Below are 19,326 nucleotides of genomic sequence, written 5' to 3'. Positions count from 1 at the left end.
GGGGTTTGTTGTGTGGGGGTTTTTGCCTCCACCGCCCTTTTGGCGGCTACACCCGCGCCCACGCCCGTTGGGCGGGGTATACCCCGCGAAAGGGGCCGAACAGACAAGTGATTTTTCAGTGGTTGCCCCACCCTCGATTCACCGTTATATTCCGAAACACTTACTTCCCGAAGACCTGCTCATGCCAGACATCCCTTCCACCACTGCTTACGTTCTCGCGCCTGTCGCGGGCGTGGTCGTGCGTGGCAGCCAGCAGCCGGCCATGATCAGTCATTACCCACCACCACCTGTCAGTGGCGTCGTAGGCGGCGTAGCTCCGCCTCCTTGCGTGGTCGTACTGGGCTGATCGGCTTCTGGCCGAATCCCCCGCACACGCAACCTACTGAACACGGTCGGCTATCCCTCGATACGCGATAGAACCGCCGTACGGCTTTCCTTGCCCATACAGGTGGCAATACATGTCTGTTTTCAACAAAGCATCCGTGGCCTCGGCGGCCACTACCAGCCTGTTCGTCCTGCTGTGGAGCAGCGGGGCGATCGTCTCCAAGCTTGGTCTGGCCCAGGCCAGCCCCTTCGCCTTCCTGTTGCTGCGCTCGGCGCTGGCACTGGCCGGCCTGTTGCTGATCGGCCCATTGCTGGGGTTGCGCTGGCCGCGTAGCCGGGGTGGCATTCTGCGCGCCCTGGGTACCGGCTGCGTGCTGCTCGGCGCGTACCAGATCTTCTACCTGCTGGCGCTGAACATCCACGTCACCCCGGGCGTCATGGCCACAGTGATGGGCGTGCAGCCGATCCTCACCGTTGTTCTGATGGAGCGTCAGCGTTCGTGGAGCCGGCTGTTCGGCCTTGGGCTGGGCCTCGGCGGACTGGTGATGGTGGTCTACCAGGGCATCAACCTGGGTGGCGTCTCGTTGCTCGGGATGCTGTTCGCCTTGCTGGCGCTGGCCAGCATGACCTGCGGCTCGATCCTGCAGAAACGCATCACCGACAACCCCATGGGCACCCTGCCGCTGCAGTACCTGGCAGGTTTTGCCCTGTGCGCGGTGTTCGCGCCGTTCCAGCCGTTGCAGGTGGAATGGAATGCCAGCTTCGTCGGCGCGCTGCTGTGGATGGGGCTGGTGGTCTCGTTGCTGGCCACGCTGCTGCTGTACCGGCTGATTGCGCGGGGCAACCTGGTCAATGTCACCAGCCTGTTTTACCTGGTGCCGGCGGTGACGGCGGTGATGGATTTCATCATCTTCGGTAACCGCCTGGCGCCGCTCAGCCTGCTGGGCATGGGGCTGATCGTGGTCGGGCTGCTGTTTGTGTTCCGCAAGCCGGCGTTGCGTACAGCGCAGGCCTGACGCCAGTGGGAGCGTGGGGGCGGCGCACCCCCCCACCCACCCAAAACACCACCCACCCGCCCCCGGTCACTGCCGGGTAGGGCGCAGCACCAGCCACAGTGCTGCGCCAATCAGCACCCCGCCGTACAGGTGTGCCATCGACAGTGGCTCGTCCAGCAGCCACGCCCCCCACAGCACGCCGAACACTGGAATCAGGAAGGTCACGGTACTGGCCTTGACCGGCCCGATCTCGTCCAGCAAGCGGAAGTACAGGATGTAGGCGAACGCGGTGCACAGCAGGCCCAGGCCCAGCAGCGACAACCACACCTGCCAGCCACCCCAGCTGGCTGGCGGTTGGGTGAGGGCGCTCCAGGCGAACAGCGGGCTGAGCAGCAGCGACGCGCCGAGCATGCTGCCCAGGGCCGACAGGCGGCTATCCAGGCCGCTGATCCAGCGCCGGGCGAGGAAACCAGCGAAGCCATAGCAGGTGGTTGCCGCCAGGCAGGCCAGAGCGCCTTGCAGCAGGGCCAGGTCCAGCGCCGCAGGCCCTGCGCCGCTGAGGATGCCGACGCCGAACAGGCCCAGGAATATCCCGCACAGCTTGGCCAGTGTCATCGGCTCACGGAAGCACAGCGCGCCGATCAGCACACCCATCAGTGGCGTGGTGGCGTTGAAGATCGCCGAATAGCCGGCCGGCAGCACCTGCGCTGCCACCGAATAGAAGGTCGCCGGGATGCCGGAGTTGATCATGCCCAGCACCAGGCAGGCGCCCAGCTTGCCGTTGAAGTCCCAGCGCACCTGGGTAGCAGCGAGGATCGCGATCAGCCCAAGGCAGGCGATCGACACCCGGAAGAACGCGGTCGGTACGGTGCCGAGTTCCGGGGCGATGATGCGCATGAACAGGAAACTCGCCCCCCAGACAGCGGCAAGGGTCAGCAGGCGGGCTAGGGCGATGGGGCTCACGGGGGTCTCCGGCAGTGGGGCAGGGGCGCGAGTGTACGTCACCAGGTGTGGCGATTCTTGTGCTTTCTTGCTCAGTGATTGCGTGCGGCCCATCGCGGGGCAAGCCCGCTCCCACGCCACACACCACACGCGGGAGCGCGTGGGAGCGGGCTTGCCCCGCGATGGGCCGCACGGTCTTCCGTAAACCCTGCAGGCGACTAAGCTCTTTAACTCACCCTGATTCGAGGCCCCGCGCATGACCCAACCCTGGCCCGCTGCCGACATCGCCCGCGTGATCCTCGAGGGCTTCGACGACTACCGCGAGCACTTTCGCCGCATCACCCTGGGCGCCCGCGAGCGTTTCGAGCAGGCGCGCTGGCAGGACATCCAGCAGGCGGCGGCGGCCCGTATCAACCTCTATGAAGAAAAGGTCGCCGAGGCCAACGGCAGGTTGCGCCAAGGGTTCGAGGCGCCAGTGCTGCTGGACGTTGAGCAGTGGCCGCTGGTGAAGAACGCTTACATCCGCCTGATCGACCCCCGCCTGGACGATGAACTGTCGGAGACCTGGTACAACTCGCTGTTCTGCAGCCTGTTCAGCCATGACCAGATCAGCGACGGCTGCATGTTCATCCACACCACCCGGCCGTCGATGCGCAGCCACGAGCGCGCGGCGCAAACCTGTACTTACCCGCTTGAGGGGGGGCTGAAGAGCTTGCTGCGGGCGATCTTCGCCGATTATGCATTCAACGAGCCCTACGGTGACCTGGAGGGCGACCTGACACGCCTGGAGCAGCAACTGCGCGAGAGCCTGCCCGACTGGGTGTGCAAGGACCCGGCGCTGGCCGTGGAGCTGTTCACCCCGGTGCTGTACCGCAACAAGGGCGCCTACCTGGTCGGGCGCCTGCACACGGTCGACGAGCAATGGCCGCTGGTGATCCCGCTGCTGCACCGCGAAGGGCATGGCATCGAGGCCGACGCGCTGATCACCGACGAGGCCGAGGTGTCGATCATCTTCTCCTTCACCCGCTCGTACTTCATGGTCGATGTGCCGGTGCCGGCGGAGTTCGTCAACTTTCTCAAGCGCATCCTGCCGGGCAAGCACATCGCCGAGCTGTACACCTCGATCGGCTTCTACAAACACGGCAAGTCGGAGTTCTACCGCGCGCTGATCGGCCACCTGGCGCGCAGCGATGACCGTTTCATCATGGCCCCGGGGGTACGGGGGATGGTGATGAGCGTGTTCACCCTGCCGGGCTTCAACACGGTGTTCAAGATCATCAAGGACCGCTTTTCGCCATCAAAGACCGTTGACCGTGCCACGGTGATCGACAAGTACCGCTTGGTGAAAAGCGTCGATCGCGTCGGGCGCATGGCCGATACCCAGGAGTTCGCCGATTTTCGCTTCCCCCAGGCCAAGTTCGACCCCGAATGCCTTGCCGAACTGCTGGAGGTAGCGCCCTCCACCGTGGCCCTCGAAGGTGACACGGTATTGATCCGCCACTGCTGGACCGAACGGCGCATGACCCCGCTCAACCTGTACCTGGAGCATGCCAGCGAGGCGCAGGTGCTGGAGGCGCTGGAGGATTACGGGCTAGCGATCAAGCAACTGGCGGCGGCCAATATCTTCCCGGGCGACATGCTGCTGAAGAACTTCGGTGTCACCCGCCATGGCCGGGTGGTGTTCTACGACTACGACGAAATCTGTTTCCTTACCGAGGTCAACTTCCGCCATATCCCGCCACCGCGCTATCCGGAGGACGAAATGTCCGGCGAGCCGTGGTATTCGATCGGCCCGCACGACGTGTTCCCCGAGGAGTTCCCCCCGTTCCTGTTCGCCGACATGGGCCAGCGGCGTCTGTTCAGCCGCTTGCATGGCGAGCTGTACGACGCCGATTACTGGAAGGGGTTGCAGGAGGCTATCCGGGCGGGGAAGGTGATCGATGTGTTCCCTTACCGGCGCAAGGTGCGCTGACAAGGGGAGCTGTGGGAGCGGGTTTACCCGCGAAGATGACGACTCGGTGCCTGGCACGGGCTATGCCCGTGTTCGCGGGTAAACCCGCTCCCACAGGGAAAGCACGGGCTTTTCAGCATCTGAGCAAGACAGTTGCTCCCACGAGGTCCATGGGCCTGATTTACCCTTTCAGGCACTTCAACTCACTGAAATCCGTGCGCACCTTGTTCAATTTCTGCTGCAGGAATTGCCGCTGCGCCGGGCTGCTCTGTTTCATCAGGTCCACCAGCAGGCTGCGTGCCTGCTGCTCGCTGTTCTGGAAGGCCTGACGGTACTCCGGCGTCCACAGGCTCTCCTTGCGCTGCAGCAACTGTGCAAGGCGTGGCTCGAAACCGGGAGAGGCGCGTTGCTCCATCGCCAGTGCCAGTTGCTGCTGCCAGTGGGCGCGGTTGGCGATTGCGCTACGATTCTGGTCGCCCAACGCCTGCGACCAGCTCATCACCCGCAGGCGTTGCTCAGGGGTCAGTTCGCCAAGCCAGGGTTCAAGGCGTTTCTCCATGCGCGTGGCGCGTTGTGCGACCTGTTTGGGCAACGGCGTCTCGGCATAGGCTTGCCGGCGCTTGTCGATGTCCTGGCGAAACGCCTGGCGCATTTCTGCCACCTGGGCGTCGCTCATGCCGCGCAGCAGCTCGGTGGCGGAGGGCGTGATCTGCTCGGCCACCCGACCGATGGCCTGGCGTGCTTCGGCGGTACGCTGTTGCAGGGTGTTATCGGTGACGCTGTCGTTGGCAACCATCGACTGCACCCGGTCGAGCCAGTCGAGGTAGCCGGGCAGTTGGGTCCGGCAGTGCCAGGCCAGTTGCTCCTTGAGCCGTTCGTCGAGCAGGCGCTTCTGCTCGCGGTTCATGTCCAGATAGTCGCCCAGCGACCACGGCACCAGGCGGTCGAGGTTGCGGTAGGCCAGGTCGATGCGGTTGCAGGCTACCAGCACCAGGGCCAGGGCAACGACGATGAGCAGGGCTTTGGTCAGGCGTACAGGCATGAGCGAATCCTTGCAGGGACTGGCCAGGCGGTAGACGCAAGGGGTGCGCGGCGGTTCCGGTGCATGTGCGCTCGGGCGGCCGGGCGGGTCAGGTGTTAGAATAGCCGCCTTGTCTTGAGGATCTTCACAAATGGCTCTGCTTGGGCGCTACAACAGTTTGCAAATCGTGAAACACGTGGAATTCGGCCTGTACCTGGACGGCGGCGCCGATGGCGAAATCCTGCTGCCACGGCGCTACTTCCCCAAGGGCGCAGAGCTGGAACTCGATGACTGGCTCAACGTGTTCATCTACCTGGACAGCGAAGACCAGCTGATCGCCACCACCGAGAAGCCGAAAATGCAGGTGGGCGAGTTCGCCAGCCTCAAGGTCAAGGACATCAACGGCGCGGGCATCTTCCTCGACTGGGGCCTGTCCAAGGACCTGCTGATGCCGTACTCGGAAGAGTCGCGGCCGCTGAAGATCGGCGACTACTGCGTGGTCCACGCCTACCTGGACAAGCGCACCCGCCGCATTACCGCCACCGCCAAGCTGGATCGCTACCTGGACAACGCCCCGGTCGACTACAAGGTCGGCCAGCCGGTCGAGCTGCTGGTGGCCGGCGAGACGCCGATGGGCTTCAAGGCGATCATCAACAACCGCCACTGGGGCCTGATCCACAAGAACGAGGTGTTCAAGTTCCTGCGTTCAGGCATGCACGAGAAGGGCTTCATCAAGGAAGTGCGCCACGACGGCAAGATCGCCCTGAGCCTGCAGCCAGTGGGCGAAGCGCTGGCCGACGGCCTGCAAGAGCAGATCATGCAGCGCCTGGAAGCGGCCGGTGGCGTGCTGCCGGTGTGCGACAAGAGCGACCCGGCGGTGATCAGCCAGATGTTCAACGTCAGCAAGGGCAACTTCAAGAAGGCCATTGGCGCGTTGTTCAAGCAGGGCAAGATCGTCATCCATGACGACCGGATCGAGCGGGCCTGATCAGGCCTGCACGAAGGTGCGGAAATCCAGTTGCTCGCCACCCGGGCGGGTGTCGCGCAGCAGCGAATCGCGGTCGGCGCTCAGCGCCAGGCTGATGGTGGAGCGGCGCTTGCCGGGGTGGCGCACTTCCATCTGCTCCTGGTGAGCGCGGAGGAAGTTGACCGGCACCTTCAGGTGCTGCAGTTCGTCGGTTTCCGGGGTGTGCAGCAACAGGTTGACCCAGTCGGGCTGGCCTTTGCGCAGCAGTGCCACCGGCACTTCGAACCACCACAGGTTGCGCTTGGTGTCGAGGATGGCGAACAGGGTGTTGTCGCTGTCGAGTACCGGGCGGGCCAGCGCTTCGTTGCGCCGGGCGATGGCGGTGGGTTTGTTGATTTTCATGCAGGGTCCTGCGGATTGACGCCAGAAAGGCCTGACATTGTGCGGGGTGGCGCAGGGCGGGGCAAGGTGTGCGATATGTGCATTGGCCCTGAAGGTCTGCACCATTCCTGTAGGAGCGGCCTTGTGCCGCGAAAGGGCTGCAGCGCAGCCCCAGGATTTTGGCGTTAAAGCAGAAATTGCCGGGGCCGCGTTGCGGCCCTTTCGCGGCACAAGGCCGCTCCTACAGTGGGCGTCGGCTTGTCGGCCATGGCAAAACCTCAACCTTTGTTACCCACCAGGCTGTCCACCGCCGGCACCCGGGTGTCACTTTCCATCTGCGCGTCGTGCTCCAACTGGTGACTGAAGCGCTCCAGCGAGGCGTTGGCCGGCTGCGAATCGCTGGCAAACACCGGCGGGCTCAACAGGTAGCCGCAGAGCAGCCGGCTGAGGGCCGCCAGGCTGTCGATATGGGTGCGCTCGTAGCCGTGGGTGGCATCGCAACCGAAGGCCACCAGGGCGGTGCGGATGTCGTGGCCGGCGGTCACCGCCGAATGGGCGTCGCTGAAGTAGTAGCGGAACAGGTCGCGGCGCACCGGCAGGCCCTGGTCGCCAGCCAGCTTCAGCAGGTGGCGCGACAGGTGGTAGTCGTAGGGCCCGGACGAGTCCTGCATGGCCACGCTCACCGCATGTTCGCTTGAGGCCTGGCCGGGGGCCACCGGAGCGATGTCGATACCGACGAACTCGCTGACATCCCAGGGCAGGGCGGCGGCAGCGCCCGAGCCGGTTTCCTCGGTGATGGTGAACAGTGGGTGGCAGTCGATCAGTGGCTGCCGGCCGCTTTCCACCACCGCCTTGAGCGCCGCCAGCAGCGCCGCCACGCCGGCCTTGTCGTCCAGGTGACGGGCGCTGATATGGCCGCTTTCGGTGAACTCCGGCAGCGGGTCGAAGGCGACGAAATCACCGATGGCTATCCCCAGCGCTTCGCAGTCGGCGCGGGTGGTGCAGTAGGCGTCCAGGCGCACTTCCACGTGTTCCCAACTGATCGGCATCTGGTCGATGGCGGTGTTGAAGGCGTGCCCGCTGGCCATCAGCGGCAGCACGCTGCCGCGGTATACGCCGGTATCGGTGAACACGCTGACCCGGCTGCCTTCGGCGAAGCGGCTCGACCAGCAGCCCACGGCCGCCAGCGCCAGTCGGCCGTTGTCCTGCAACTGGCGCACGCTGGCGCCGATGGTGTCCAGGTGCGCGCTGACGGCTCGGTCCGGCGAGCTTTGCCGGCCCTTGAGCGTGGCGCGGATGGTGCCGCGGCGGGTCAGTTCGAAGGGGATGCCCAGTTCGTCCAGGCGTTCGGCGACATAGCGCACGATGGTATCGGTGAAGCCGGTGGGGCTGGGGATGGCGAGCATTTCCAGCAGGACTTTCTTCAGGTAGTCGAGATCGGGTTCGGGGTGTTTCGCAGACATCAGGATTTCTCCTTCGTTTCGAGGGCCTCATCGCGGGGCAAGCCCGCTCCCACGCAACTTGATTGCCCCAAGAATTTGAGTGGCAGTACGTGGGAGCGGGCTTGCCCCGCGATGATGTTCAGGCTGGCGCTTTGCTGTGGGCGAACAGCAAATCGACAAAGCGCTCAGCCGTGGGCTGCGGTTCATGGTTGGCCAGCCCTGCGCGTTCATTGGCCTCGATGATCACGTAATCCGGCTGCTCGGCAGCACGCACCATGAAGTCGAGCCCCACCACCGGGATTTCCAGCGCCCGCGCAGCCCGCACAGCGGCATCGGCCAGCACCGGGTGCAGGCGTTCGGTCACGTCTTCCAACGTCCCCCCGGTGTGCAGGTTGGCGGTGCGTCGCACGGCCAGGCGCTGGCCGGCCGGCAGTACATGGTCGTAGCCAACGCCCGCCGCCTTGAGCGTGCGTTCGGTCTCGTCATCAAGCGGGATGCGGCTCTCGCCGCCGGTGGCGGCCTGGCGTCGACGGCTCTGGGCCTCGATCAGCGCGCGCAGGCTGTGCTTGCCGTCGCCGATCACCTGGGCCGGGTGGCGGATGGCCGCGGCCACCACCTCGTAGCCGATCACCAGGATGCGCAGGTCGCTGCCCGGGTGAAAGCTTTCCAGCAGCACGCGGCTGTCGAAGCGCCGGGCTTGTTCCACCGCCTGGCCGACGTCGTCGATGCAGGTCAGGTTCACGGCCACGCCCTGGCCTTGCTCACCGTCCACCGGCTTGACCACCACCGCGCCATGCTCGTCGAGAAACGCCATATTGTCGTCGGCGTTGCCCGCCAGTTGCTGCGCCGGCACCTGCAGGCCGGCGTCGTGCAGCACCTGGCGGGTCAGGCGCTTGTCCTGGCACAGGGTCATGCTCACGGCGCTGGTCAAGTCGCTGAGCGACTCGCGGCAGCGGATGCGTCGGCCGCCCAGGCTCAGGGTGAACAGCCCGGCGGCGGCATCGTCCACCTGCACCTCGATGCCGCGGCGCAACGCTTCATCGACGATGATCCGCGCATAGGGGTTGAGCCCGGCCTCGGGGCCGGGGCCCAGGAACAGCGGCTGGTTGATGCCGTTCCTGCGCTTGACCGCGAAGGTCGGCAGGTTACGAAACCCCAGCTTCTGGTACAGGCGCTTGGCCTGGCGGTTGTCGTGCAGTACTGACAGGTCGAGGCAGGCCAGCCCGCGGCTCATGAAGTGCTCGATCAGGTGGCGCACCAGCACCTCGCCGACGCCGGGGCGGGTGCAGTGTGGATCGACCGCCAGGCACCACAGGCTGCTGCCGTGTTCGGGGTCGTCGAAGGCCTTGCTGTGGTTCAGGCCCATGACGCTGCCGATCACGGCGTGGCTGTCTTCGTCCTCGGCCAGCCAGTACACCGGGCCACCGAGGTGGTGTGGGGTCAGCAGGTCGGGGTCCAGCGCCAGCATGCCGCGGGCCTGGTACAGCGCGTTGACCGCCTGCCAGTCCGCCGGGCTCTGCGCACGGCGAATGCGAAAGCCGCGGAACACCCGCTGCGCCGGGCGGTAGTCGGTGAACCACAGGCGCAGGGTGTCGGACGGGTCGAGGAACAGCTGCTGCGGCGCCCGGGCCAGCACCTGCTGCGGCGCGGCCACGTACAGGGCGATGTCGCGCTCGCCGGCACGCTCTTGCAGCAGGGCGTCGGCCAGGCTCGCCGGGTCGGGGTAGGTGTGCCCGATCAGCAGGCGGCCCCAGCCACAGTGCACTGCGCGGGGTTGGTCGTGGGGTTCGCTGCCGTCACCGGCCAGACGCGCCTGCAGGCGTTCGTAGGACGGCGCCTGGCCGCGCAAAAGGCGCTGGCCATAGGCGATTTCGTGGGCTTTCATCGATCAGATTCCTTGTTCGCTGAGCCACAGGTTCAGCGCTGCCAGCTGCCACAGCTTGGAGCCGCGCAGCGGGGTGAGCTGGCCATGGGGGTTGCTCAGCAGGCGGTCGAGCATCGCCGGGTTGAACAGGCCGCGGTCCTGGCTGGGGTCGGTCAGCAGCTCGCGCACCCAGCCCAGGGTCGCGCCCTCCAGGTGCTTGAGCCCAGGCACCGGGAAGTAGCCCTTCTTGCGGTCGATCACTTCGTGGGGGATGACCCGCCGCGCCGCCTGCTTGAGCACCTGCTTGCCGCCATCGGGCAGCTTGAAGCGCGCCGGGATACGCGCCGACAGCTCGACCAGGCGGTAGTCGAGGAACGGGGTGCGCGCCTCCAGGCCCCAGGCCATGGTCATGTTGTCCACCCGTTTGACCGGGTCGTCGACCAGCATCACCGTGCTGTCCAGGCGCAGTGCCTTGTCCACTGCGTCCGGCGCGCCAGGGCGGGCGAAGTGCTCGCGGACGAAGTCGCCAGCGGCGTCGTTGTCCAGTAGCCAGGGGGCCTGCACGGTGTCGCGGTATTCGCCGTGGCGGCGGTCGAAGAAGGCTTCGCGGTAGGCCGCGAACGGGTCCTGCGCGCCATCCACCTGCGGGTACCAGTGATAGCCGGCGAACAGCTCGTCGGCGCCCTGGCCGCTTTGCACGCCCTTGCAGTGCCTGGCCACTTCCCGCGACAACAGATAGAAGGCGATGCAGTCATGGCTGACCATCGGCTCGCTCATGGCCCGGAACGCCGCCGGCAACTGCTCGATGATCTCGTGCTCGGCGATGCGCAACTGGTGGTGGCGGGTGCCGTAATGGCGGGCGATCAGGTCGGAGTATTGGAACTCGTCGCCGCGCTCGCCACCGGCATCCTCGAAACCGATGGAAAAGGTCGACAGATCGTCGACCCCGGCTTCACGCAGCAGGCCGACCAGCAGGCTCGAATCGACTCCGCCGGACAACAGCACGCCAACGTCCACCGCCGCGCGCTGGCGGATCGCCACGGCGTCGCGAGTGGCGTCGAGCACCCGGGTGGTCCAGGCCTCCAGGTCCAGTTCCTGCTCATCGGGGTTGGCCCCGTAGTGCAGTTGCCACCAAGTCTGACGCTCGACTTCGCCGTGACGGTCGATGCGCATCCAGGTGCCGGGTTCGAGCTTCTGCACGTTGGCCAGCAGGGTGCGCGGCGCCGGTACCACGGCGTGGAAGTTGAGGTAGTGGTTGAGTGCCACCGGGTCGAGCACAGGGTCGATGTCGCCGCCCTTGAGCAGCGCCGGCAGCGTCGAGGCGAAGCGCAGGCGTTCGCCGTTGCGCGACAGGTACAGCGGCTTGACGCCGAGGCGGTCGCGGGCCAGGAACAGGCGCTGGTTGTCGCGTTCCCAGATGGCCAGGGCGAACATGCCGTTGAGCTTGGGCAGCAGCGCTGCGCCCCAGGCGTGGTAGCCCTTGAGCAGCACCTCGGTGTCGCCATCGGAGTGGAAGCTGTAGCCCAGCGCCTGCAGTTCCTCGCGCAGCTCGGGGAAGTTGTAGATGGCGCCGTTGAAGGCCAGGGCCAGGCCGAGGGGGTTGTCGACCATCGGCTGCGCCGAGTTGTCGGACAGGTCCATGATCTTCAGCCGGCGGTGGCCGAGGGCGATCGGGCCCTGGCTATGGAAGCCCCAGGCGTCCGGGCCGCGGGGCGCCAGGTGGTGGGTGATGCGCTCCACGGCGGCGAGGTCCGCCGGGCGAGGGGCTTGGTCGAAGGGGGTGAAACGTAACTCTCCTGCTAATCCGCACATAAGTCCTTACCGGTTTTGCCGTTGGGGAAGGTGCCCGCAAGGTGGGGCACTTAGGTAGGGACCGGGGTGGGTTGCAGGAGTTTTAGATCAATCTGTTATATGTGGTTGCCGGGGACTGGGACCGCTGTGCTTTCCTTTCCGGCCGGTCCGACGCTTCGGCAAGGCCGCTCCTACAGGTGATCGCGATCGCCTGTGTAGGAGCGGCCTTGCCGAAGCGTCGGACCGGCCGGAAAGGGGCGCAAAGCGCCCCCGGCGATCCCGCTATTTACCGCGAATCAACCGGCGCAACGCGAACCGATTCGGATGGCAGGCCTCGGCCACGGCTCGGGGCACCGGCAATGGTTCACCACTGGCCCACGCCGCAATCAGCTCCCCAGACAGCGGTGCGGTGATCAACCCACGCGAGCCATGCCCGCTGTTCACATACAGCCCCTCAAGCCACGGGCAGGCGATATCCGGCACCTGTCGCGCGTCCCTGGCCAGCGCGGCATAGGCCTCATTGAACGCCTCGGTGTCCGCCACCGGCCCGACGATGGGCAGGTAGTCCGGGCTGGTGCAACGGAACGCCGCGCGACCTTGCAGTTGCTCGACAGCGAGCTTGTCGACGGCCAATCGCTCGGCCAGGTCGGTGGAAATCTCGTCCAGCAGCGCCAGGTTGCCCTTGTGCTCGGCGAGGGTGGGAATGGTGTCCTGGCTGTGGAAATCGAAGCTGGCGCCCAGGGTGTGCTCATCGCCACGAGGCGGCGCCACATAGCCTTCGGCGCACACCACCGTTTGCAATGCCCGGCTGGCCTCGGTGGCCGGCAAGCGGGTGATCTGCCCGCGAATGCGCTTGAGCGGCAGCCCGGCGCAGGCCGGGAAGTTGCGTACCTCGGCGGCACCGGCCAGCACCACCAGCGGCGCGCTGGCCAGCAGGCGTTCGCCGTCCCAGGCCTGCCACAGGCCATCGGCCTTGCGCAGTTCGAGCACATTGGCGTGGCTCAGCAGGCGGATACGCGGATGGCCGAGTTGCGCCTGGCACAGCGCGGGCGGATGGACCCAGCCACCTTCGGGGTAGAACAGGCCGCCAGCGGGCAGGGCAACGCCGGCGACGGCCTGGGCCTGGTCGCGGTCCAGCAGCTGCAGCAGGCTGCTGTCGAACGCAGCCGCCAGTTTGGCTTGGCGCTCGGCTTCTTTGCCGTCGAAGGCCAGTTGCAATACCCCGCAGCCATCCCAGGCCTGGCCGCGTTGCAGGCGCTGCAGCCAGCGGCGGGTGTAGCCAAAGCCGGCAAGGATCATCTGCGACAGCGCCGTGCCATGGGCGGACAGCTTGAGGTAGAGCACGCCTTGCGGATTGCCCGAGGCTTCCTGCGCCGGGCCGTCGTGGCGTTCCAGCACGCTGACCTGCCAGCCGCGCGCGGCCAGGCTGGCGGCCGTGGCACTGCCGGCCAGGCCCGCGCCGATCACCAGGGCTTCGCGCGGGCCGGGTGGCGCGGCCGGGCGGGCGAACCAGGGGGCGGGCAGGGCGGCCGGTTCGGCGCTGTAGTGGCCATGCATCACTTCCCATTTTTTGCCCAGCCCCGGCACCTTCTTCATGGTGAAGCCGGCCTCGACCAGCGACCGGCGAACCCAGCCGGTGGTGGTGAAGGTGCCGAGGGTGGTGCCGGCGTGCGACAGGTGTGCCAGCTGGGCGAACAGCTCGGGGGTCCACATGTCCGGGTTTTTCGCCGGGGCGAAGCCGTCGAGGAACCAGGCATCGATGCGTGCGTCGAGCTGCGGCAACTGCTCCAGGGCATCGCCGATCATCAGCGTCAGGGTCACCCGGCCGCCATCGAGGCTGAACTGCTGGAAGCCTGGGTGAATGGCCACGTACTGCTCCAGCAGCGGGCCGGTGTACGCGGCGAACTGTGGCCACAGCTGCATGGCCCGCGCCAGGTCGTCACGGGTCAGCGGGTACTTCTCGACACTGACGAAATGCAGGCGGGCATCGGCGTGGGCCAGCTCGTCGAACAGTTGCCAGGCACAGAAAAAATTCATGCCGGTGCCGAAGCCGGTCTCGCCGATCACCAGGCAGGCGTGTGGCGGCAGTTCGGCGAAGCGTTGACGCAGGCGGTTCTGCTCGATGAACACATGCACGGTTTCGTCGATGCCTTCTTCCCTGGAGAAATACACATCGTCGTATTGGCGCGAGTGGGGGCGGCCCTGTTCGTCCCAGTCGATCTGGGCATGCAGGGAGAGGGGTGAGTCAGACATGGTCGTATTAAGCCGCAAGTTGCAAGCTTCAAGCTGCAAGATAAAAGCGGATAGTCGCACGCGCCGCTTTTTCTTGCAGCTTGAAGCTTGTAGCTTGTAGCTGATCCATTGAAGGAGCCCAGCATGTTCGAATCTGCGGAAATCGGTCACAGCATCGACAAGGACACCTACGAGGCCGAAGTGCCCGCCCTGCGCGAGGCGTTGCTCGAAGCCCAGTACGACCTCAAGCAGCAGGGGCGCTTCCCGGTGATCGTGCTGATCAACGGCATCGAGGGCGCCGGCAAGGGCGAGACGGTCAAGCTGCTCAACGAGTGGATGGATCCGCGCCTGATCGAGGTGCGCACCTTCGACCAGCAGACTGACGAAGAGCTGGCCCGCCCGCCGGCCTGGCGCTACTGGCGGGCCCTGCCGCCGAAAGGGCGCATGGGCGTGTTCTTCGGCAACTGGTACAGCCAGATGCTCGAAGGTCGGGTGCATGGCCAGTTCAAGGACGCCGTGCTCGACCAGGCCATCGCCGGGGCCGAGCGCCTGGAGCAGATGCTCTGCGACGAAGGCGCGCTGATCATCAAGTTCTGGTTCCACCTGTCCAAGAAGCAGATGAAGGCGCGGCTCAAGGCGCTGAAGGACGACCCGCTGCACAACTGGCGCATCAGCCCGCTGGACTGGCAGCAATCGGAAACCTACGACCGCTTCGTGCGCTTCGGCGAGCGGGTGCTGCGCCGCACCAGCCGCGACTATGCGCCCTGGCATGTGGTCGAGGGCTTCGACCCTCATTACCGCAGCCTGGCGGTGGGGCGCATCCTGCTGGAAAGCCTGCAGGCTGCGCTGGCCAACAACCCCAAGGGCAAGCATCAGGGCAATGTGGCGCCGCTCGGGCGCGCCATCGACCAGAAGAGCCTGCTCGGGGCGTTGGACCTGACCCTGCGCCTGGACAAACGCGACTACGAAGAACAGCTGGTTACCGAGCAGGCGCGCCTGGCCGGCCTGCTGCGCAACAAGCACATGCGCCGGCATGCGCTGGTGGCGGTGTTCGAAGGCAATGACGCCGCGGGCAAGGGCGGGGCGATCCGCCGGGTGGCGGCGGCGCTCGACCCGCGGCAGTACCGGATCGTGCCGGTGGCCGCGCCCACCGAGGAGGAGCGCGCCCAGCCTTACCTGTGGCGCTTCTGGCGGCACATTCCGGCGCGCGGCAAGTTCACCATCTTCGACCGCTCCTGGTACGGGCGGGTGCTGGTGGAGCGGGTCGAGGGCTTCTGCAGCCCGGCCGACTGGATGCGCGCCTATGGCGAGATCAACGACTTCGAGGAGCAACTGCGCAACGCTGGGGTGGTGGTGGTCAAGTTCTGGCTGTCCATCGACCAGCAGACCCAGCTTGAGCGTTTCGAGGAGCGCGAGCAGATCCCGTTCAAACGCTACAAGATCACCGAGGAAGACTGGCGCAACCGCGACAAGTGGGACCTCTACAGCGAAGCGGTGGGCGACATGGTCGACCGCACCAGCACCGAGATCGCGCCCTGGACCCTGGTGGAGGCCAACGACAAGCGCTGGGCACGGGTGAAAGTGCTGCGCACCATCAACGAGGCGCTGGAAGCGGCGTTTGCCAGGCACAAGAAGTAGGTGAGGCATCGCGGGGCAAGCCCGCTCCCACGGATGGACTGCCCCCAAGAAGTTGGACACCAATCTACACCTTGGAGCAGTCCATCCCGTGGGAGCGGGCTTGCCCCGCGATAGTTTTCAGCCATGACCCACCGGAATGACCTGATGAATTCTTTTCCCGCAACCCGTCCTCGGCCCGACGCTGCAACCCCTTAGAATCCAGTTACCCCCACCACGGGCCTGACCGAGGACACCATGCACATCACTTCCGGCCGTTGGGTTTTCGGCCTGCTGCTCGCCCTGTTGACCGCGCTGCTATGGGGCATCTTGCCAATCAAGCTCAAGCAGGTACTGCAAGTGATGGACCCGGTGACCGTCACCTGGTACCGCCTTGCGGTGTCCGGAGGGCTGCTGTTTGCCTGGCTGGCGGCCCGTCGACGCCTGCCTTCGTTCGGCCGGCTGGGCGGCAAGGGCAAACTGCTGATGCTGGTCGCCATCGGCGGGCTGCTGGGCAACTATGTGCTGTACCTGATCGGCCTGAAGCTGCTCAGCCCCGGTACCGCGCAGCTGGTGGTGCAACTGGGGCCGGTATTGTTGCTGGTGGCCAGTGTGTTCGTGTTCAAGGAGCGCTTCAGCCTTGGGCAGGGCATTGGCCTGGTGGTGCTGTTGGCGGGCTTCGGGCTGTTCTTCAACCAGCGCCTGGAAGAATTGCTGACCTCGTTGGGTGCCTACACCACCGGGGTGTTGACCATCCTGTTGGCCACCAGCATCTGGGTGTTCTACGCCCTGAGCCAGAAGCAACTGCTGACGGTGTGGGGTTCGCAGCAGGTGATGATGGTGATGTACCTGGGCTGCGCCATGCTGCTGACGCCCTGGGTACACCCACTGGAGGCCCTGCAGTTGAGCCCATTGCAGGGTTGGTTGCTGCTGGCGTGCTGCCTCAACACGCTGGTGGCCTATGGCGCCTTCGCCGAAGCCCTGGCGCACTGGGAGGCCTCGCGGGTGAGCGCGACCTTGGCGTTGACGCCTTTGGTCACTTTCATTGCGGTGGCGATCGCGGCCTGGGCCTGGCCGGAATACGTGCATGCCGAGGATATCAATGCGCTGGGGTATCTCGGGGCGGTGACCGTGGTGCTGGGGTCGGCGCTGGTGGCGTTGGGGCCATCGCTGGTGGCGGGGTGGAAGGCGCGGCGGGCGCAGCTCGGCTGAATGCCCATCGCGGGGCAAGTCGCAGCGGCGCACCGCCGCTCCCACGTTGGACCGCCCCCAAGAGTTGTATTGCTTTCCAACTTTTTGGCAAGCCCAGCGTGGGAGCGGGCTTGCCCCGCGATGGTTTTCAGCCCTTGCCGCCTGGCGCCAGCATGTTCTCCGGCCTTACCCACTGGTCGAACTGCTCGTTGGTCAGGTACTTCAACTCCAGTGCCGCCTCGCGCAGGGTCTTGCCTTCGCTGTAGGCCTTCTTGGCGATTTCCGCGGCCTTGTCATAACCGATGTGCGGGTTGAGCGCCGTCACCAGCATCAGCCCGCGCTCCAGGTGCTCGGCCATCTGCTCGGCGTCGGGCTCGATACCGGCCACGCAGTGCTGCTGGAAGTTGCTGCAGCCATCGGCCAGCAGCTCGATCGACTGCAGCAGGTTGTGGATGATCACCGGCTTGAAAACGTTCAACTGCAGGTGCCCCTGGCTTGCGGCAAAGCCGATTGCCGCGTCGTTGCCCAGCACCTGGCAGGCCAGCATCGACAGTGCCTCGCACTGGGTCGGGTTGACCTTGCCGGGCATGATCGAGCTGCCGGGCTCGTTGGCCGGCAGGCGGACTTCGGCCAGCCCCGCGCGCGGGCCGGAACCAAGCAGGCGCAGGTCGTTGGCGATCTTCATCAGCGCCACCGCGAGGGTTTTCAGCGCGCCGGCCAGGCTGGTCAGCGGCTCGTGGCCGGCGAGGGCGGCGAACTTGTTCGGTGCGGTGATGAAGGGCAGGCCGGAGAGGGCTGCCAGCTCGGCGGCGATGGCCTCGGCAAAACCATGCGGGGCGTTGAGTCCGGTGCCTACCGCCGTACCGCCCTGGGCCAGCTCGCAGACCGCCGGCAAGGTGGCGCGGATGGCGCGCTGGGCATAGTCGAGCTGGGCGACGAAGGCCGAGACTTCCTGGCCGAAAGTGATCGGCGTGGCGTCCATCATGTGCGTGCGGCCGGTCTTGACCAGCTTCTGGTGGCGCGCCGACAGCTCGGCCAGCCCGGATGACAGCTCGGCGATGGCCGGCAGCAGTTTGTGCTGCACGGCCTGGGCGGCGGCGATGTGCATGGCGGTGGGGAAGCAGTCGTTGGAGCTTTGCGAACGGTTGACGTGATCGTTGGGGTGGACCGGCACCTTGCCGCCACGACCTTTGCCGGCCAGCTCGTTGGCGCGCCCGGCGATCACCTCGTTGACGTTCATGTTGCTCTGGGTGCCGCTGCCGGTCTGCCAGACCACCAGCGGGAATTGATCGTCGTGCTCGCCGTCGAGCACTTCGTCGGCGGCCTGCTCGATCAGCCGGGCGATGTCGGCGGGCAGGTCGCCGTTGCGGTCGTTCACCCGCGCCGCGGCTTTCTTGACCAGCGCCAGGGCGTGCAGCACCGCGAGGGGCATGCGTTCCTTGCCTATGGCGAAGTTGATCAGCGAGCGCTGGGTCTGCGCGCCCCAGTAGGCGTGCTCCGGAACTTCCACCGGGCCCAGGCTGTCTGTCTCGATACGGCTCATGCTGCGCTCACTCCTTTGTAGTCCGAATTCGCAGTTTAGGCCCTGATTCGACCAAGCGGTTCCCACGCTCGTCGTAGCCCTTGAGCACTTCGCCATCACAGCGCAGAATGCTCTACTCTGAGGTACCCGCCTCCCTTTCTTGAAGGAAATGCAATGACCCGTCTCCGTGTCCTCTGTGCCGCCGTAGCCCTGGTCTGTGCCAGCGGCCAGGTACTCGCTGCCACCCCCAGCCACAATGCCGCCGCCGAGAAATTCCTGACCCTGGCCAACGCCGACAAGCTGGGCACCCCGGTGTACATGCAGGTCCAGCAGATGTTCGCCCAGCGCTTCGAGCAGACCAAGGCGCCGGCCTCCAAGAAAACCGTGCTCGACAGCTACCAGGCCAAGGCCAACGCCGCCCTGGACAACGCCATCGGCTGGAAGAAACTCAAGCCGAAGATGGTCGACCTGTACACCGCCACCTTCACCGAGGGCGAGCTGAACGATCTGGTCAAGTTCTACGAGTCGCCGCTGGGCAAGAAAGTCCTGCGCGAAATGCCCAAGGTCACCCAGCAGTCGGCCCAGCTCACCCAGCAGAGCCTCGAGCCTGCGGTACCGGTGGTCAACAAGCTGCTCGACGACATGACCAAGGAACTCGACCCGAACGCCGGCAAGGCCCCGGCCAAGAAGTGAGCCCATCGCGATGAGCATGCAGCAACGTATCGAACAGCAACTGGCGCCGCTGGGCACCGCGCACCTTGAAGTGCTCAACGAAAGCCACATGCACAGCCGTGGCCAGGAGACGCACTACAAGGCGGTGCTGGTCAGCGAGCAGTTCGCCGGGCTGAACAGCGTCAAGCGTCACCAGAAGGTCTACGCCACCATGGCTGAGCTGATGGGCGAGATCCATGCCCTGGCCATTCACACCTACACCCCGGAGGAGTGGGCGCAGGTGGGTGTGGCGCCGGCCTCGCCGGTGTGTGCTGGCGGCGGGCACTGAATCCTCCCTGGGATTCTGGTAAACTGCCGCCCCTTGTAGATATCGTACCGACGCCATCGCGGGGCAAGCCCGCTCCCACGCTATAGCCC

At 65.9% G+C, this 19,326-nt stretch carries 15 protein-coding genes; 7 read left to right on the top strand and 8 right to left on the bottom strand.

Translation table 11 applies throughout. The annotated features are described in order from the left end of the window. The first annotated feature begins 458 nt into the window (after nt 1–458). Nucleotides 459–1,340 carry a DMT family transporter gene (locus tag ABE459_RS22925; RefSeq protein ID WP_323830851.1) on the top strand — a complete coding sequence of 294 codons (882 nt, stop codon included), beginning with the start codon at nt 459–461 and terminating at the stop codon, nt 1,338–1,340. Between the two features lie 66 nt (nt 1,341–1,406). Here ABE459_RS22925 and ABE459_RS22920 read toward each other — a convergent pair whose 3' ends face one another. After that, a complete protein-coding gene (locus ABE459_RS22920; RefSeq protein WP_323830852.1) occupies nt 1,407–2,282 on the bottom strand; it encodes a DMT family transporter in 876 nt (291 codons plus the stop codon). A gap of 235 nt (nt 2,283–2,517) precedes the next feature. On the opposite strand from ABE459_RS22920, the gene aceK reads away from it, so the two are divergent. Beyond that, nucleotides 2,518–4,233 (top strand): bifunctional isocitrate dehydrogenase kinase/phosphatase, encoded by a 1,716-nt coding sequence (gene aceK, locus ABE459_RS22915; protein WP_323830853.1) that lies wholly within the window; start codon nt 2,518–2,520, stop codon nt 4,231–4,233. Between the two features lie 160 nt (nt 4,234–4,393). Here the strand turns inward: aceK and ABE459_RS22910 are convergent, their stop codons facing one another. Beyond that, on the bottom strand, nt 4,394–5,254 hold the full coding sequence (locus ABE459_RS22910) for a DUF6279 family lipoprotein (protein WP_125463083.1): 861 nt from the start codon (nt 5,252–5,254) through the stop codon (nt 4,394–4,396). A 130-nt stretch (nt 5,255–5,384) separates the two neighbouring features. On the opposite strand from ABE459_RS22910, the gene ABE459_RS22905 reads away from it, so the two are divergent. After that, on the top strand, nt 5,385–6,221 hold the full coding sequence (locus ABE459_RS22905) for a S1-like domain-containing RNA-binding protein (protein ID WP_110992498.1): 837 nt from the start codon (nt 5,385–5,387) through the stop codon (nt 6,219–6,221). On the opposite strand, the gene ABE459_RS22900 is transcribed toward ABE459_RS22905, so the two are convergent. The 5 genes from ABE459_RS22900 to mnmC all read right to left on the bottom strand — a co-directional run bounded on the left by ABE459_RS22900 (nt 6,222) and on the right by mnmC (nt 13,931). Further along, complete coding sequence (locus ABE459_RS22900; protein WP_125857797.1) at nt 6,222–6,602, bottom strand: hypothetical protein; 381 nt, start codon at nt 6,600–6,602, stop codon at nt 6,222–6,224. A 257-nt stretch (nt 6,603–6,859) separates the two neighbouring features. Next, nucleotides 6,860–8,044, bottom strand: coding sequence for an osmoprotectant NAGGN system M42 family peptidase (locus ABE459_RS22895; RefSeq protein WP_125463085.1), 1,185 nt, complete (start codon nt 8,042–8,044; stop codon nt 6,860–6,862). A gap of 118 nt (nt 8,045–8,162) precedes the next feature. Next, on the bottom strand, nt 8,163–9,908 hold the full coding sequence (gene ngg / locus ABE459_RS22890; RefSeq protein WP_125463086.1) for an N-acetylglutaminylglutamine synthetase: 1,746 nt from the start codon (nt 9,906–9,908) through the stop codon (nt 8,163–8,165). Between the two features lie 3 nt (nt 9,909–9,911). Beyond that, nucleotides 9,912–11,699 (bottom strand): N-acetylglutaminylglutamine amidotransferase, encoded by a 1,788-nt coding sequence (locus ABE459_RS22885; RefSeq protein WP_323830854.1) that lies wholly within the window; start codon nt 11,697–11,699, stop codon nt 9,912–9,914. A gap of 261 nt (nt 11,700–11,960) precedes the next feature. Then, a complete protein-coding gene (mnmC, locus tag ABE459_RS22880) occupies nt 11,961–13,931 on the bottom strand; it encodes a bifunctional tRNA (5-methylaminomethyl-2-thiouridine)(34)-methyltransferase MnmD/FAD-dependent 5-carboxymethylaminomethyl-2-thiouridine(34) oxidoreductase MnmC (protein WP_323830855.1) in 1,971 nt (656 codons plus the stop codon). A gap of 123 nt (nt 13,932–14,054) precedes the next feature. Between mnmC and pap the strand changes: the two genes are divergently transcribed. Further along, on the top strand, nt 14,055–15,548 hold the full coding sequence (gene pap, locus ABE459_RS22875) for a polyphosphate:AMP phosphotransferase (protein WP_125463089.1): 1,494 nt from the start codon (nt 14,055–14,057) through the stop codon (nt 15,546–15,548). A gap of 234 nt (nt 15,549–15,782) precedes the next feature. After that, entirely contained in the window at nt 15,783–16,736 is a 954-nt protein-coding gene (locus ABE459_RS22870; protein ID WP_323830856.1) for a DMT family transporter, read from the top strand. A gap of 127 nt (nt 16,737–16,863) precedes the next feature. Here ABE459_RS22870 and ABE459_RS22865 read toward each other — a convergent pair whose 3' ends face one another. Further along, nucleotides 16,864–18,258 (bottom strand): class II fumarate hydratase, encoded by a 1,395-nt coding sequence (locus tag ABE459_RS22865; protein ID WP_125463091.1) that lies wholly within the window; start codon nt 18,256–18,258, stop codon nt 16,864–16,866. A 153-nt stretch (nt 18,259–18,411) separates the two neighbouring features. Here ABE459_RS22865 and ABE459_RS22860 point away from each other — a divergent pair, with 153 nt between their 5' ends. Beyond that, nucleotides 18,412–18,930 carry a DUF2059 domain-containing protein gene (locus tag ABE459_RS22860; RefSeq protein ID WP_110992507.1) on the top strand — a complete coding sequence of 173 codons (519 nt, stop codon included), beginning with the start codon at nt 18,412–18,414 and terminating at the stop codon, nt 18,928–18,930. Nucleotides 18,931–18,940: 10 nt separating this feature from the next. Further along, nucleotides 18,941–19,237, top strand: a complete 297-nt coding sequence (locus ABE459_RS22855) for a BolA family protein (RefSeq protein WP_125463092.1) — start codon at nt 18,941–18,943, stop codon at nt 19,235–19,237. The last annotated feature ends 89 nt before the right edge of the window (nt 19,238–19,326 follow it).

The sequence above is a fragment of the Pseudomonas sp. TWI923 genome (assembly GCF_039673365.1).
Classification (GTDB): domain Bacteria; phylum Pseudomonadota; class Gammaproteobacteria; order Pseudomonadales; family Pseudomonadaceae; genus Aquipseudomonas; species Aquipseudomonas sichuanensis.
Note: the sequence above shows the minus strand (reverse complement) of the source record. Positions and strands in the feature narration are given on the sequence as shown.

Coding starts and splice junctions, on each gene's coding strand:
- ABE459_RS22925 (WP_323830851.1), top strand. CDS start 459: ATGTCTGTTTTCAACAAAGCATCCGTGGCCTCGGCGGCCACTACCAGC.
- aceK (WP_323830853.1), top strand. CDS start 2,518: ATGACCCAACCCTGGCCCGCTGCCGACATCGCCCGCGTGATCCTCGAG.
- ABE459_RS22910 (WP_125463083.1), bottom strand. CDS start 5,254: ATGCCTGTACGCCTGACCAAAGCCCTGCTCATCGTCGTTGCCCTGGCC.
- ABE459_RS22905 (WP_110992498.1), top strand. CDS start 5,385: ATGGCTCTGCTTGGGCGCTACAACAGTTTGCAAATCGTGAAACACGTG.
- ABE459_RS22900 (WP_125857797.1), bottom strand. CDS start 6,602: ATGAAAATCAACAAACCCACCGCCATCGCCCGGCGCAACGAAGCGCTG.
- ABE459_RS22895 (WP_125463085.1), bottom strand. CDS start 8,044: ATGTCTGCGAAACACCCCGAACCCGATCTCGACTACCTGAAGAAAGTC.
- ngg (WP_125463086.1), bottom strand. CDS start 9,908: ATGAAAGCCCACGAAATCGCCTATGGCCAGCGCCTTTTGCGCGGCCAG.
- ABE459_RS22885 (WP_323830854.1), bottom strand. CDS start 11,699: ATGTGCGGATTAGCAGGAGAGTTACGTTTCACCCCCTTCGACCAAGCC.
- mnmC (WP_323830855.1), bottom strand. CDS start 13,931: ATGTCTGACTCACCCCTCTCCCTGCATGCCCAGATCGACTGGGACGAA.
- pap (WP_125463089.1), top strand. CDS start 14,055: ATGTTCGAATCTGCGGAAATCGGTCACAGCATCGACAAGGACACCTAC.
- ABE459_RS22870 (WP_323830856.1), top strand. CDS start 15,783: ATGCACATCACTTCCGGCCGTTGGGTTTTCGGCCTGCTGCTCGCCCTG.
- ABE459_RS22865 (WP_125463091.1), bottom strand. CDS start 18,258: ATGAGCCGTATCGAGACAGACAGCCTGGGCCCGGTGGAAGTTCCGGAG.
- ABE459_RS22860 (WP_110992507.1), top strand. CDS start 18,412: ATGACCCGTCTCCGTGTCCTCTGTGCCGCCGTAGCCCTGGTCTGTGCC.
- ABE459_RS22855 (WP_125463092.1), top strand. CDS start 18,941: ATGAGCATGCAGCAACGTATCGAACAGCAACTGGCGCCGCTGGGCACC.